This window comes from Dietzia sp. Die43, assembly GCF_024519835.1.
Taxonomy (GTDB): domain Bacteria; phylum Actinomycetota; class Actinomycetes; order Mycobacteriales; family Mycobacteriaceae; genus Dietzia; species Dietzia kunjamensis.
Genome location: NZ_JALJRF010000016.1, coordinates 59,100 through 71,804, shown reverse-complemented (window position 1 = coordinate 71,804; position 12,705 = coordinate 59,100). Strand labels below are relative to the sequence as shown.

Here is a 12,705-nt window from a genome sequence, read left to right as displayed (position 1 = left end):
CTGAGGTGACGACGACGAGGTGGGCTCCAGCGCGCCGGGCCCGCCCGCCACGAACGGCTACAGGGAGGCGGCGAACTCGTCGAGCTCGGCGAGGAAGCGCGGCGTCTCCTCAAGGAACGGCGCGTGCGCGGACTCGGCGAACTCCACGTAGCGGCCGCCGGGGATCATCTCGGCGTTCGCCTGCCCGGCCGACGGCAGCACCACCCCGTCGTGGGCGCCGTGGATGACCAGCGCGGGGATCGACAGGCCGCGCAGGGTGTCGTCGTTGTCCACCTTGCGGGTGAGCAGCGCCTGCCGAACCTCCGGCGGCGTGGACATCGACAGTCCCAGGATCCGCTGCCCGTCCGGGCCCGATCCCGAGCGCATCATGGCGTTGCCGAAGCTCGTGAACGCCGCCAGCGCGACGGACGGCTTGTCGTCGAAGGCGCCGCCCGAGGTGACCTCCTTCATGGCCGGGCCGATCGCGCCGCCCGCCGAGCGGGAGAGCGAGGTGACCGCGCCGCACAACACGATCCCGCCGACCCGGCCCTCACCGCGGGCGGCCAGGTAGTCCGACACCACGACCCCGCCGTAGGACCAACCCAGGAGGATCGCGCCGGAGCCCTCGGTGATTCCGGCGGAGTCGAGGACGGCCTCGACGTCGTCGGCCCACTGCGGTGCCGAGTCGTAGCCGCCGGCCGGGACGTCGGAGTGCCCGTGGCCGCGCAGGTCGATCGCCACCACGCGGAAACGCCGGGCCAGCTCGTTCAGCACGTCCTGCCCCCAGCTCGCGCTCGACTGCGCCCAACCGTGGATGAGCACGAGCGGCCGGGCGGCGGGGTCACCGAGCACGCGGTAGGCGATCGCGGTGCCGTCCGACGAGACGGCCGAGGCGAGGGCGGGCGCAGCGAGGGTGGGCCCAGGCGTCGAGGCGGCGGGGGCGTCGGTACGGGCGTCGGTTGGCGAGGCGGAGGGGGAGGTTGAGGTCATGCGCCTCATCGTGCCAGAGCCGATCGCCGCGATCCGACCCCCAGACCCCGCCCGCGACGGTTACCGTTGCGCAATGGCAGCCACCAGCACCCGGACCGACCCCGATGTCGTGGTCCGCACGTTCTTCGACGCCCTGATGTCCGGCTCCACCGCCAGCGCCGCCGACCTGCTCAGTGAGGATGTCTGGTGGGCCAACATCGGCCTGCCGACCATCCGGGGCAAGCGCGCAGTCGTCGGCGCGATCTCCTCGATGAACCGCAGCATCCGCTTCGGCGTGGAGATCCACCACCTCGCGGTGTCGGCGCCCGCGGACCCGACCGACCCGGCGGCCCCCGTCGTGGTGCTCACCGAGCGCACCGATTACCTGGGGGTGGGGCGGTTCCGCGTCGGCTTCTGGGTGTGCGGCCGCCTCGAGGTCCGCGATGGCCGGGTGTGCGGTTGGCAGGACTACTTCTCCAAGGCCGACATGGCCAAGGGCGCGGTGCGCGGACTCGTCGAGATGGTCACCGGTCGGGGTCGCTGACCTCGTTGTCGTTGTCGTCGTTGTCGTTGTCGTTGTCGTCCCCGCGGTAACACACCAGCCGCCACTGGTTGCTCCCGCCGCGGCGCCGGTACTCCAGTTCGTCGAGCGCGGCCAGCGCGATGGCCAGACCGCGGCCGCGGTCTGCCATGACGTCGGGCATCTCCACGGTTCGCAGGTCCACGCGGGCCGGGTGGCCGTCGTCGGAGAAGCGCGCCTCGAGCCGATCGGGGGTGAGCTCCAGCTCGAGCGTGAGCGAGACCGTCCCCCCGCGGCCCGCGTGCTCGATGATGTTCGCGCCGATCTCGGCCACGGCCACCTCGAACTGCATCCGGGCGTCCTCCTCGACCTCCCCGGACGTGGTCATCTCACCCACCAGGTCGAGGATGCGGTCGAGGGTGACCTCGTCGGTGGACGAGGTGAGCAACCACCGACCGTCAGCGGCCATCGAAGGCGGCTTCCGCCGTCTCGTGCGCGGTGAGGACCTTGTCCAGCTTGGTCAGGGTGAGCACCCGGCGGACCTGCTCGGTGGGGGCGGCGATCCGCAGGTCGCCCCCGGCCTGACGAGCCGCCTTGAGCCCCGAGATGAGCGCCCCCAGCCCGGAGGAGTCGATGAACTCGGTGGTGCTGAGGTCCACCACGAGATGCCTCGACCCGCCTTCGACCAACTGCCGCAACTGCTCCCGCAGCCGCGGCGCGGCGACCATGTTCAGTCTCCCGGTCGGCTGCACCACCACACTGTGGTCGAGTTCCCGGGTGTCGTAGGTCGTCATGAGGCTCCTTCTGTCTGGGGACCACGGTAGCGAGCGGCCTGGAACACCACCGAGAGAATGAACAGGTCGAACACCACCCACACGAGGTTGGCCACCACCCCCAGCACCGAGTGCGCGCCGAGCGCCAGCCGCACCGCACCGATCACGGCCGCCACCACGAGGGCCGCCATCACCACGAGCTGCCAGCGGAACAGGTGCCACGGGGTGGCGTCCTGGCCCTGCCGGGTCTTGGGGGTCACGGCGAAGTCCAGTGGCTTGCCGAACCACACGTTCCGCACCGCGGTCCACACGGACATGATCCACACCGGGAACAGGGCCAGGCTGTACTGCTGGCCGCGCCACGTGGGCGTCCCCCGGCCCACCACGAAGAACAGCAGTTGACTCAGGAGGAGGAACGGGATGAGTCGGGCGAAGAAGTCCACGCTCCACGCCTGCACCGGGAGCACGCCGAACACGAGGTAGATCACGGGGGCGGCGAAGTAGGCCACGGCGGCGAACCCGGACAGGTAGCTCCACATGGTGGACCAGTACATGAGCCGCTGCGCCAGGGTGAGCCCCTTCTGGACCAGCGGGTTCTCCCGCAACATCACCTGGATGGTGCCCTGCGCCCAGCGCAGCCGCTGCGTGAGCATGGTCTTGGGGTCCTCGGGCGCCAGGCCGTAGGCCAGGACCTCGTGGTGGTAGGCGGTGCGCCACCCGGCCGCGTGGAGCCGCATGGCCGTCGCCATGTCCTCGGTGACCGAGATCGTGGCCAGGGCCTGGGTGGGCTCGGCCTCGTCGGCCCGGTCCACGTCCACGGCGGCGATGAGCGAGCGCACGGACTCGATCGCACCGAGCGGTGACCACTCCCGGTCCGACAGCTCGTCGAGCATGAGCTCGTCCAGCACCACGGTCTCCGACGCGTGCTCGTCCAGGGCGGCGATCGCCTCCAGGTCCGCGCGGATCGCACCCGCGTCGGCGTCCACCACCACACGTGCGGCGGCGTCGACCTCCTGCTGGAACCGGTACGTCACGTCGGCCAGGGCGGCGTCCCCGCGCAGCTCCGCCCGGGCGGCCCGGACGGCACGCCGGACGCCCTTGAGCGCCTCCGCCACCTCGGGCTGGTCCGACGGCACCGACCGCTGCGCGCGGCGGACCACCCGGTCGGCGGTGCGCAGGGCGCGGGTCACCCCGTCCTCCACGGCGGTGACGTAGCCGGAGATGCCGAGTTGCATGAGGGCCTCGCGACGCAGCACGGCGTTGGAGCCGCAGAAGAACGCCGCGTTCCACCCGTCCTTGCCCTGCTGGATGGGGCCGTAGAACAGGGGCGCCTGGCTGCCGAGCGGGTCGGAGTCGGGGACGTTGGTGAAGTACTGCGGGGTCTGGACCAGCGCCATCCCGTCGTCGGTGAAGTACCCGAGCGTGTGGTCGAGGATCTCCGGTTCCGGGATCTGGTCGGCGTCGAGGATGAGGATGAACTCGCCGTCGGTGTGCAGGAGGGCGTTGATGAGGTTGCCGGCCTTGGCGTGGCGGGGCTTGTTGGTCCAGCTCGCCGCGCGCGTGAGGTAGTCCACCCCCAGCTCCCGGGCGGCGGCGGCGAGTTCGGGCCGCGACCCGTCGTCGAGGATCCAGGTGCGGTGGGGGTACCGGATGCGCTTCGCGGCCCCGGCCGTTCGCAGGACCATGTCGATCGGTTCGTTGTAGGTGGTGATGAAGACGTCGACGGTCAGACCGTCCGGGGCGGGGGGTGGTGGGGGACGACGACGAAGTCGCCACATCGTGAACGCGAACAGCAGCGAATCGATCAGGCTGTACGTCTCCGCCAACACCAGCGGCACCGCGATCCACCAGGCGTCCCAGTTCACCGAGAACAGCCAACGCCAGACGATGTAGTTGAGTCCCACCACCACCGTGAGGATGACGAGGATCCGCAGCAGCGGCGAGGGGTACTCGCTGCGCGGCACCGGCGGCGCGGGCGATACCGCGGTCACCGGGTCTCCCTCCGCACGGCCACCACGGTCACGTCGTCGAGTGGTGGTTGCCCGCTGACGAGCGAACGGACGGCCTCGACGAGCGATGATGGGCAGGCGTGCGGGGCGATGAACTCGCGCAGCGGCGCGCGGGCACTGGCCTGGTCGAGCAGGTCGAGCAGCCCGTCCGAGCAGATCACCAGCAGATCCCCCGGGTCGAGTCGGGCCTGGGCGCTGTCCCAGGTGGTGTCGGGCAGGATGCCGATCGGGAGGCCTCCGCCCGCGAGGGATTCGACCCGCCCGTCGGCACGTCGGATCATGGCCAATCCGTGACCGGCGTCGGTGTAGGTCACGGCGCCGTTGGAAAGGTCGACGGCGGCGAGCAGCGCGGTGACGTACGTCCCGGTGTGCTCGAAGTCCTGGGTGAGATGCTCAGCCGCAAGGGTGGCCACCTCGCCCGTGTCGACGGCGGATCCCGCCGGCCGGTAGCGGTCCAAGAACCGGGACGCTCCTCGGACGGAGGCGCGCACGGCGGAGGCCACGATCGCAGCGCCGAGCCCCTTGCCCATCACGTCGGCAACGGCGATCATCAGGGTGTCGTTCACCCGGTAGTGGTCGAAGAAGTCCCCGCCGACCATGTAGGCAGGCAGGCACACGGTCGCGACCTCGAACCCCGGCAGTCCCGAGATCGGACGGGGCAGCAGCTGCTCCTGGATCCGGGCGGCTCTGTCGATCTCGTCCGAGCGCTCGACCTCGCGCTGGGCCCATTCCGCCATCTCCACGAACGCCTCGACCTGGTCGGCGTCGAAGTGGCGCGGCTCGAAATCGTAGATGCAGAACGTCCCCACCGGGTGCCCTGACGGGCCGTAGAGCGGGTAACCGGCGTAGAAGCGAATCCCGTCCGGACCACCGACGCCGGGGATCTCCGAGAACTCCGGGTCGGCGGCCGCGTCGGGGATGATGAGCGCCGGGGCGTCGGGCCGACGGTAGGACCGGGCGATCGTGGTGCGGCACACCGTCTTCTCCCGGGGCACCTCGTCCAGGTCGAGCCCCTGCACCGACTTGAACCACTGCCGGTCGGTGTCCATCAGCGACAGCGACGCGGCGGGGACGCCGAGCACCCGTCGGGCCATGCGCGTGATCTTGTCGAATCGCTCTTCGGCCGGGGTGTCGAGCAACCCTGTGCGCTCCACCTCGCGGAGCCGCTCGGCCTCGACGTCCTCGGTAATAGTCCACTGGTGGGCCGTCATCTCGTGCCACGCTCCCTTCTCAGTGCGGTGGCCAGGGCGGTCGCGGACTCCGCGGAGTCCGTCACCCGCCAGTCGGCCTCCTTGAGGTGGTCGAACCAGACGAACGCGGTCACGTCCGGATAATTGTCAACATAGTTCACCAGATCCCGTATCCACTCCGACTTCGAGCCCCCCTCGGTGGCGCTGGCCACCTCGGTGATCGCGACCGGACGGCCGGGCGCGAGGTCGGCCACCTCCTCCAGGGTCGGTCCGAAGACCTCCTCGGGCGACTGCCACCTGCTCCACGGCTGCGACGTTCCCCAGTTGTAACCGTCGACCCCCACCACGTCGACGTAGTCGTCACCGGGATAGAGCGGCCCGATCGGACTGCTGCCCTCGTGGGGGACGTTGACGGTCCAGATCCACTTCACGTTATGGGCCTGCTTGAGGGTGAAGAGGTCGTGGATGTGCTGCCATGCCGCGACGTAGGTCTCGGGCCCGGTGCCGCCCGCCGGGCTCCACGGGTACCAGTCCCCGTTCGGTTCGTGCGCGAAGCGCAGGTACACCGTGCCGCCCCAGGTCCGGAGTTCGTCGGCCCACCGGTAGAGGTAGTCGTCGTGGACGCCGGCCGCGATCTCGTCCATCGGATACGCGGATCGGTCGTATTCCCCGTCGTCGAGGGCCCGCCACGGTTCCCAGGTGACGATCGGTTCCGCACCCCGGGTCCGGACCGCCTCGAGCGCCCCGATCGGCGGCGGCGCGGTGAAGTCGACGAACCACAGCTCGACGGCAGGAGCCTGCCCCGCCGCGGCGGTGACGGCCGCGTACTCGGCGCCCGCATCGGGCCCACCCGGGGTACTCACCCCGAACCGCGGGCACGCCTCACCGGCCACAGTCATCGACGCCTTCTCCACGACGCAGTCACTCCTCTGTCCGCAGGCCGTGCACACCACCGCTGCCATCACCGAGATGAGCAGGAACCGCAATGCACGCATTTCATCGAGCATTCCCGATCCGGCTCCCGGCGGGCACCTCTTGCCCGAACTCGCCCGGTGTCCCTTGTCGGCACCCTTCTCGCGTCGGGCGCCCACACCTCGTCCACCGTGTCGCACCCGCCGCCTACCCTCTAGGACATGAGCACCGATCACTCCGCCGCCCGTGAGCGGCTCGCCGCCCTGCCCGCCGAGACCCGCATCGCGGTGGTGACGGGGGCGTCGTCCGGGATCGGTGAGGCGTCCGCGCGCGAGTTGGCCCGACTGGGGTTCCACGTGATCGTCGGGGCGCGGCGGGTCGACCGGCTGGAGGCACTCGCGGCGGACATCGGCGGCACCGCCCTGCCCCTGGACGTCACCGACGCCGACTCGTGCGAGGCGTTCTGCGCGGCCATCCCCCGGCTGAACGTGCTGGTCAACAACGCCGGCGGCGCGAAGGGCACGACCAGTGTGATGGACGCCGACGAGGACCAGTGGCGTTGGATGTGGGAGACCAACGTCCTCGGCACGCTGCGCATGGTCCGCGGCCTCATGCCGGTGCTGGTCGACACGGGCGACGGGCTGGTCATCACCATCACCTCGATCGCGGCCCTCGAGTCGTACGACAACGGCTCCGGTTACACCTCGGCCAAACACGCGCAGGCGGTCCTGCACCGGACGCTGCGCGGGGAGCACCTGGGCCAGCCGGTGCGGTTCACCGAGATCGCGCCCGGCATGGTCGAGACCGAGTTCTCCCGCGTGAGGTTCGACGGCGACGACGACAAGGCGGCCGCCGTCTATCGTGGGCTGACCCCGATGATGGCCGAGGATGTGGCGGAGATCGTCGGGTTCGTGGCGAGCAGGCCCTCGCACGTCAACCTGGACCAGATCGTGGTGAAGCCACGGGACCAGCACTCCGCGATGCGCGCCCACCGGGGCTGACGGGCGGTGCCCACCGGGGCTGACGTGCGGTAGGTGAGGCTGGCCAGGGTTTACCCAGGTTAGGCTTACTGACCTGGCAGAACGCCAGTGGCGGCCATAGGCTGGCCCCCTACCGAAAGGGGCCTCCTCCATGGCCAGGAACAAGAACTCATTCGTCGAACTACTCTCCGCTCAGGTCGGTCACGAATTCGCCGCCAGTCAGCAGTACATCGCGATCGCCGTGTGGGCGGACGCGCAGGACCTACCGCAGCTGGCGTCGCGCTTCTACTCGCACAGCCTGGGTGAGCGGAACCACGCGATGATGATGGTCCAGTACATGCTCGACCGGGAGATCGCCGTGACGATCCCGGCCGTGCCCGCGCCGGAGGCCCAGTTCCGCGGTCCCGCCGATGCGCTGCGCGCCGCACTGGAGCAGGAGAAGCAGGTCACCCGGCAGATCGAGGCGATGTTCCAGGCCGCCCGCGCCGAGTCCGACCCGCTGGGCGAGCAGTTCATGCTGTGGTTCCTCCGCGAGCAGGTCGAGGAGGTCGCCAACATGAACACCCTGGTGACCATCGCCGAGCGCGCCGCCGACGACTGGTTCCGCATCGAGGAGTACCTGGCCCGCGAGACCGACTCCTCCACCAACACCGGCACCCCGCCCTCGGTCGCCGGCGGCGCGGTCTGACCCACGCCGGCTGCGCCGCCGGGCCACCGCGCCGCCGGGCCACCGCGCCGCCGGGCCACCGCGCCACCGGGCCACCGCGTCACCTGGCCACCGCGTCACCTGGCCACCGCGCCGTCGAGAAGAGTGTTTCGCGCGCCTCTACTCGACAGATACGCGCGAAACACTCTTCTCGACGGCGGCCCGGGGAGGCGCGGCGGCAGGGCGGTGGCGGGGAGGCAGCGGCGCGGCGGGCGTTGCGGTCAGCCGCGGGAGAACTCTACGTAGCTCACCCCGCTCACGAAGTCCCGACGCGTCCGACGGGTCAGTGCCAGCGGGAGCGCCCCGGCCGCCGCGCCCGACCCACCCGTCGCCCGCGCCACCAGCGAGATGCCCGCGCCGAGGACGACCGGATTGACCTTGAGGCGGAACTCGTCGATCTCGTCGACCACCTGCCCTGCCAGCATCCCGCCCCCGCACAGCCAGATGTGCAGCGGTGAGTCCTCGGCCTTGAGCCGGCGGACCAGCGTCACCGGGTCCTCGTCGGATGCGGTCAGCCCCTCCTCGGCGGGTAGCTCATCCGGCCGGTGGGTCACGACGTACTGGCGCAGGTGCGGGTACCCGCTGGACAGGCCCTCGTCCACGGCCACCTGATGGGTGGTGCGGCCCATGATCACCGTGTCGAACACCCGGTGTGGGGTCTGCATCAGCCCGAGCGGCTCGCGCAGGTGGCCGGGGATCGTCTCCGGGTAGTGCTCGATGATCCAGGGCATGTGGTCGCCTTCGACGAGGAAGTCGTCGAAGCCGCCGTCGGGGTCAGCGATGAAACCGTCGACGCTCACAGCTACGTAGTAGATGAGCTTGCGCATGGTGGGTCCTCTTTCGGGGATGGGTGTGTTCGCGTGCGTCCACCCCGCCGGAGCGGGGTCAGCCGAGGATGATCACGTCGTCCACCCCCACCCGATCGCAGAAGCCGTCGTCGTGACTGACCAGCAGCAGCGCACCGCGCCACTGCGAGAGCGCGTCGGCGAGCACCTCTACACCGTCGAGGTCGAGGTTGTTGGTCGGCTCGTCCAGGACCAGCAACTGCGGGACCGGGCGGGCGAACAGCCGCGCCGCCAGCGCCGCACGGAGTCGCTCGCCGCCCGACAGGTCGCCGAGTCGGCGGAACCCGGCCCGGCCGGTGAACAGCAGCCGCGCCGCGTGGGCGTGGGCCTCCTCCGCCGACGCGGCGGGGCGGACGGCTCGGATCGCGTCGATGACCGACCACTCCGGATGCTCGACGCGCAGATCCTGCGGCAGCAGGGCAAACGGGACATGGACCACCTCGTCGTCGAACCCATCGTCATCGAACCCCTCGTCGACGCCGCCGGCGCGGTCCGGACCGCGAGCGCCGAGGAGGCGTCGCAGCAGCGTCGTCTTGCCGCTGCCGTTCGGCCCGGCCAGGCGCACGCGCGCGGGCCCCGCGAGATGGACCCGGCCCGCGACGGGGTCGGCGACATCCAGCACCACCCGGCCGGCCGGCAACCCGGGGTCGGGCAGCTCGACCCGCAGCTGCTCGTCGCGCCGGACCGCGGCATCGGCTGCGCGCATCCGCTCCCGCGCCTGCTCGACGCCGTGGTCGTGGACCGCCCGCAACCGGCCGGCCGATTCCTGCGCCGACGCGCGACGGGCGTTCATGAGGATCTTGGGCATTCCGCCCGCCGCCTGCACCCGCCGCCCCTGCGCGACCCGCCGGCTCGCCTTCTCGACCCCCTCGACCCTGTCCCGCCTCTCGGCGCGCAGGTCGTTCCGCGCCCCGGTCAGCGACTGCACCGCGGCGGCCTGCTCGGTCTCGATCACCTCGCGGTAGTGCGCATACGGCCCGCCGAACACCCGGCACCGGCCGGCCCGCAGCTCAACCGTCCTGCCGGCACGGTCCAACAGCTCGAGATCGTGGCTCACCACCAGGACCACGCGATCGCCGCCGCCGACGAACCCGCCGATCGCCGCGAACAGCCGCTCCCGCGCCCGCCCGTCGAGATTGTTGGTGGGTTCGTCCAGCAGGAGGACCCGCGGCCGCCCGAGCAGCCGACCCGCCACCGCGGCCAGAGTGCGCTCCCCGCCGGACAGCGCCACCACGGGCCGGTCCAACTCGGTCGGCAGGCCCAGGTCGTCGAGCAGCGCGATCGTGCGCTCGGCCACGGCCCAGTCATCGCCGGCGAGCCCGAAGTCGTCGTCGTCGCCCTCCCCCGCCTCGATCCGCGCCAACGCCGCCAGTCGCCCGCCCACGCCGAGCTCATCGGCGAGGGTCCGCCCCGCCGGGGCGTCGGCGAGCAGTTGCGGCAGGTATCCCACGGTGGGCGGGCCCGCCGGATCGCCGTCGACGGTGATCGACCCGCGCGTCGGCCGACGTTCGCCCGCGATGAGGCGGAGCAGGGTGCTCTTACCGGCACCGTTGCGGCCGACGAGGGAGGTCAGTCCGGGACCGACGGCGAGGTCGAGCCCGTCGAAGAGTGGGGTGTCGTCGGGAAACGCGTACGCGACGTCCGACAGGACGAGGGAAGACATGCGTGCTCCAGGAGAGGTGGCGTGTGGCCGGGACTCACCTGTGGTTCAGCACTGTCCTTCGATCTCCTCGTCTCGTTCTCCTCGGCTCCGCGCCCCTCGCGGCCCCGGGTCTCCCCGGAGTCGCGCCGTGCGCCCGACCGACGTTCACGCTGAAGCTACACCGCGGTCCCGGCGGCGGCAAGAGCCGGATTCTGCACGAGCCCGCGCCCGTTCACCACGACCCCGCGCCCGTTCACGGAGTTCCGGCGCCTCCGAGGGCGGGTCGGTCGATGCGGCAGATCGCGTGGAGGGGCGTGTCACCGGGGTTGTCGGGCGTGAGCTCCGCGTCCGGCAGCCGCCGGAACCCGGCCCGGAGCAGGGCACCCCAGGATCGCGGGTTCTCGATGTTCACGGGCACGATCACGCAGCTCGCGTCGGGGTGGCGAACCCAGATCTCGGACACCGAGCGCGCCGCCAGTGCCGCACCTGCTCCCCTGCCGCGGGCTGCCGGTTCGGCGATCAGGTAGTCCATGCTCCACGCACCGTCGGGCACCTCGATCCCGGCCCTCGCGAGCTCGTCCACGCCCGAGGGCTCCGCCGCGATCGGGTACCTCATCAGCATCCCGACGTCCTCGCCGTCCACGATGACCACCAGGCATTCCGTCTGTGCGTCATCGAGGTAGGGGCCGAAGTCCTGCTCGACCCGGTCCGGCGAGTTCTCCGACCACCACCGCGCGACGAGCGGCTCGGCCAGCCAGCGCGCGAGCGTCGGCAGGTCGTCGCGGGTGAGGGGACGGAACGTCACCTCGGGAGCGGCGGTCTCCACGGCTCCAGCGTAGACCCGGCCGGGGCTCCTGCCGAGGGTGCGACGGCGCGGGTGCGAAGGCGCGAGGGTGACGGCGCGGGTGTGACGGCGCGGGCTACATGAACGCGCTGGGCGGCAGGCCCTCGCGGCTGCTCATGGGCAGTTCCTTCTCGAGCCGCTCCATGAAGAAGTGCGACTGCACCGCGGTCCAGATGTTGTTGGTGAGCCAGTACAGGCCGATCGCGATGGGGAAGTTGAAGAAGTACGCGCCCACGATCGGGAAGAACGGGAAGAGGTACATCATGATCTTCATCGACTGGTTCATCGACTCGGTCATGGACTCGGCCATCGACTGGAAGTCCTGCGGCTTGGCCGCCGCACCAGCGCCCGGACCGGCCGCGCCGGCAGCGCCCGCGGTGGCGGGAGCGCCCGGGGTTCCGGCCGCGCCATCGCGGCGGTCGGGCGCAGTGGAGCCGCTCTCCGACCCGGCGTCGGCGTCGGCCGCGGTGGCGGGCTTCTCCCCGTCGATCTCGACCACCTCGCCGTCGACGAACGGCCCGCCGGCGCGCTCCTCGGCCTCCACCTGCGCGACCGCCGCCTGCTCGGCCGCCTTGGCCGCCTTCTGCCGGCGGAAGGAGTTCCACATGTTGATGAACGTGGCGATACCGGCCAGCACGAACAGCGGCACGGCCAGCATGAGGATGTCCTCGCGCACGAGCCCCGGGTGCAGCGAGTCCATGACCTCCTGCGGCATCCGGATGTAGGACGCCAGCGGCACCCCGAAGATCTCGGCGTTGAGGAAGGAGGCGACCTGCTCGGGCTGGAACGCCCCGTTGGTCATGGTCGAGGCCTCCTCGATGGACTTGCCGGGAGGCGAGAAGTTGAGCAGCACGTAGTACAGCCCGAGGAAGACCGGGATCTGCACCAGCAGCGGCAAACAGCCGGCCGCGGGGTTGACGCCGGCACCGGAGTACAGCTCCTGCATCTCCTTTGCCTGCGCCTGACGGTCCTCCGGGGACTTGCGGTCCTTGTACTTGAGCTGCAGCTCCTTCATCTTGGGAGCGAGCTGCGCCATCTTGCGCATCGAGTACTGCTGCCGCCACATGGACCGCATGAGCAGCAGCCGCACGGTCACCACCAGCAGCAACACCGAGCCGACCCATGCGATGCCGGAGTCGGGGTCCACGACGAAGCTCAACGCCCAGTGCCAGAACTTCATGACGAGTGACACCGGATACGCGAACAGGTCCACGGGTTTCTCCAACGACGAGCGGCGCCGGATCGGGCGCACGGGGCGGGACAGACCACAAAGGTCGGACTCCAGCGTGCCAGGGTGGGCGGCGCAGGGGGGAATCAGGGTCGCGCGGCTGTGCCG

At 71.0% G+C, this 12,705-nt stretch carries 13 protein-coding genes; 3 read left to right on the top strand and 10 right to left on the bottom strand.

Annotated elements, in window-relative coordinates:
- Positions 1 to 57 precede the first annotated feature (57 nt).
- Positions 58 to 969: an alpha/beta fold hydrolase gene (locus NR111_RS14145; protein WP_256821148.1), complete on the bottom strand. Its 912-nt coding sequence runs from the start codon at positions 967 to 969 to the stop codon at positions 58 to 60.
- Positions 970 to 1,042: 73 nt separating this feature from the next.
- On the opposite strand from NR111_RS14145, the gene NR111_RS14140 reads away from it, so the two are divergent.
- On the top strand, positions 1,043 to 1,492 hold the full coding sequence (locus NR111_RS14140; protein WP_154829827.1) for a limonene-1,2-epoxide hydrolase family protein: 450 nt from the start codon (positions 1,043 to 1,045) through the stop codon (positions 1,490 to 1,492).
- Here NR111_RS14140 and NR111_RS14135 read toward each other — a convergent pair.
- From NR111_RS14135 to NR111_RS14115, 5 genes are read right to left on the bottom strand one after another with little or no spacing between them, the layout of a single operon-like run.
- Complete coding sequence (locus NR111_RS14135) at positions 1,473 to 1,937, bottom strand: ATP-binding protein (protein ID WP_206472741.1); 465 nt, start codon at positions 1,935 to 1,937, stop codon at positions 1,473 to 1,475. The genes NR111_RS14140 and NR111_RS14135 overlap by 20 nt on opposite strands.
- Complete coding sequence (locus tag NR111_RS14130; protein ID WP_206472744.1) at positions 1,927 to 2,262, bottom strand: STAS domain-containing protein; 336 nt, start codon at positions 2,260 to 2,262, stop codon at positions 1,927 to 1,929. Before NR111_RS14130 ends, NR111_RS14135 begins: the two co-directional genes overlap by 11 nt.
- A complete protein-coding gene (locus NR111_RS14125; protein WP_256821147.1) occupies positions 2,259 to 4,232 on the bottom strand; it encodes a glycosyltransferase in 1,974 nt (657 codons plus the stop codon). Before NR111_RS14125 ends, NR111_RS14130 begins: the two co-directional genes overlap by 4 nt.
- Positions 4,229 to 5,461, bottom strand: coding sequence for a PP2C family protein-serine/threonine phosphatase (locus NR111_RS14120; protein ID WP_256821146.1), 1,233 nt, complete (start codon positions 5,459 to 5,461; stop codon positions 4,229 to 4,231). The genes NR111_RS14125 and NR111_RS14120 overlap by 4 nt, the downstream gene beginning before the upstream one ends.
- The gene (locus NR111_RS14115; protein ID WP_256821145.1) at positions 5,458 to 6,435 is read right to left on the bottom strand and encodes a glycoside hydrolase family 26 protein; all 978 of its coding nucleotides are present in this window, start codon (positions 6,433 to 6,435) and stop codon (positions 5,458 to 5,460) included. Before NR111_RS14115 ends, NR111_RS14120 begins: the two co-directional genes overlap by 4 nt.
- Positions 6,436 to 6,573: 138 nt before the next feature.
- Between NR111_RS14115 and NR111_RS14110 the strand changes: the two genes are divergently transcribed.
- Entirely contained in the window at positions 6,574 to 7,353 is a 780-nt protein-coding gene (locus NR111_RS14110) for an SDR family NAD(P)-dependent oxidoreductase (RefSeq protein WP_256821144.1), read from the top strand.
- Positions 7,354 to 7,483: 130 nt separating this feature from the next.
- Positions 7,484 to 8,020, top strand: a complete 537-nt coding sequence (locus NR111_RS14105) for a ferritin (protein WP_067717088.1) — start codon at positions 7,484 to 7,486, stop codon at positions 8,018 to 8,020.
- Positions 8,021 to 8,259: 239 nt separating this feature from the next.
- Here the strand turns inward: NR111_RS14105 and NR111_RS14100 are convergent, their stop codons facing one another.
- The 4 genes from NR111_RS14100 to yidC form a co-directional block, all read right to left on the bottom strand.
- Entirely contained in the window at positions 8,260 to 8,865 is a 606-nt protein-coding gene (locus tag NR111_RS14100) for a dihydrofolate reductase family protein (RefSeq protein WP_256821143.1), read from the bottom strand.
- A gap of 58 nt (positions 8,866 to 8,923) precedes the next feature.
- Positions 8,924 to 10,546 carry an ATP-binding cassette domain-containing protein gene (locus tag NR111_RS14095; RefSeq protein WP_206472754.1) on the bottom strand — a complete coding sequence of 541 codons (1,623 nt, stop codon included), beginning with the start codon at positions 10,544 to 10,546 and terminating at the stop codon, positions 8,924 to 8,926.
- Positions 10,547 to 10,778: 232 nt separating this feature from the next.
- The gene (locus NR111_RS14090; protein ID WP_256821142.1) at positions 10,779 to 11,351 is read right to left on the bottom strand and encodes a GNAT family N-acetyltransferase; all 573 of its coding nucleotides are present in this window, start codon (positions 11,349 to 11,351) and stop codon (positions 10,779 to 10,781) included.
- A 94-nt stretch (positions 11,352 to 11,445) separates the two neighbouring features.
- Complete coding sequence (gene yidC / locus NR111_RS14085) at positions 11,446 to 12,582, bottom strand: membrane protein insertase YidC (RefSeq protein WP_206472756.1); 1,137 nt, start codon at positions 12,580 to 12,582, stop codon at positions 11,446 to 11,448.
- Between the last annotated feature and the right edge of the window lie 123 nt (positions 12,583 to 12,705).

Bases quoted from the DNA above. Each gene is read 5' to 3' on its own strand.
- NR111_RS14135 (WP_206472741.1), bottom strand. From the start codon at position 1,937: ATGGCCGCTGACGGTCGGTGGTTGCTCACCTCGTCCACCGACGAGGTC.
- NR111_RS14120 (WP_256821146.1), bottom strand. From the start codon at position 5,461: ATGACGGCCCACCAGTGGACTATTACCGAGGACGTCGAGGCCGAGCGG.
- NR111_RS14130 (WP_206472744.1), bottom strand. From the start codon at position 2,262: ATGACGACCTACGACACCCGGGAACTCGACCACAGTGTGGTGGTGCAG.
- NR111_RS14110 (WP_256821144.1), top strand. From the start codon at position 6,574: ATGAGCACCGATCACTCCGCCGCCCGTGAGCGGCTCGCCGCCCTGCCC.
- NR111_RS14115 (WP_256821145.1), bottom strand. From the start codon at position 6,435: ATGCGTGCATTGCGGTTCCTGCTCATCTCGGTGATGGCAGCGGTGGTG.
- NR111_RS14105 (WP_067717088.1), top strand. From the start codon at position 7,484: ATGGCCAGGAACAAGAACTCATTCGTCGAACTACTCTCCGCTCAGGTC.
- NR111_RS14095 (WP_206472754.1), bottom strand. From the start codon at position 10,546: ATGTCTTCCCTCGTCCTGTCGGACGTCGCGTACGCGTTTCCCGACGAC.
- NR111_RS14140 (WP_154829827.1), top strand. From the start codon at position 1,043: ATGGCAGCCACCAGCACCCGGACCGACCCCGATGTCGTGGTCCGCACG.
- NR111_RS14145 (WP_256821148.1), bottom strand. From the start codon at position 969: ATGACCTCAACCTCCCCCTCCGCCTCGCCAACCGACGCCCGTACCGAC.
- NR111_RS14100 (WP_256821143.1), bottom strand. From the start codon at position 8,865: ATGCGCAAGCTCATCTACTACGTAGCTGTGAGCGTCGACGGTTTCATC.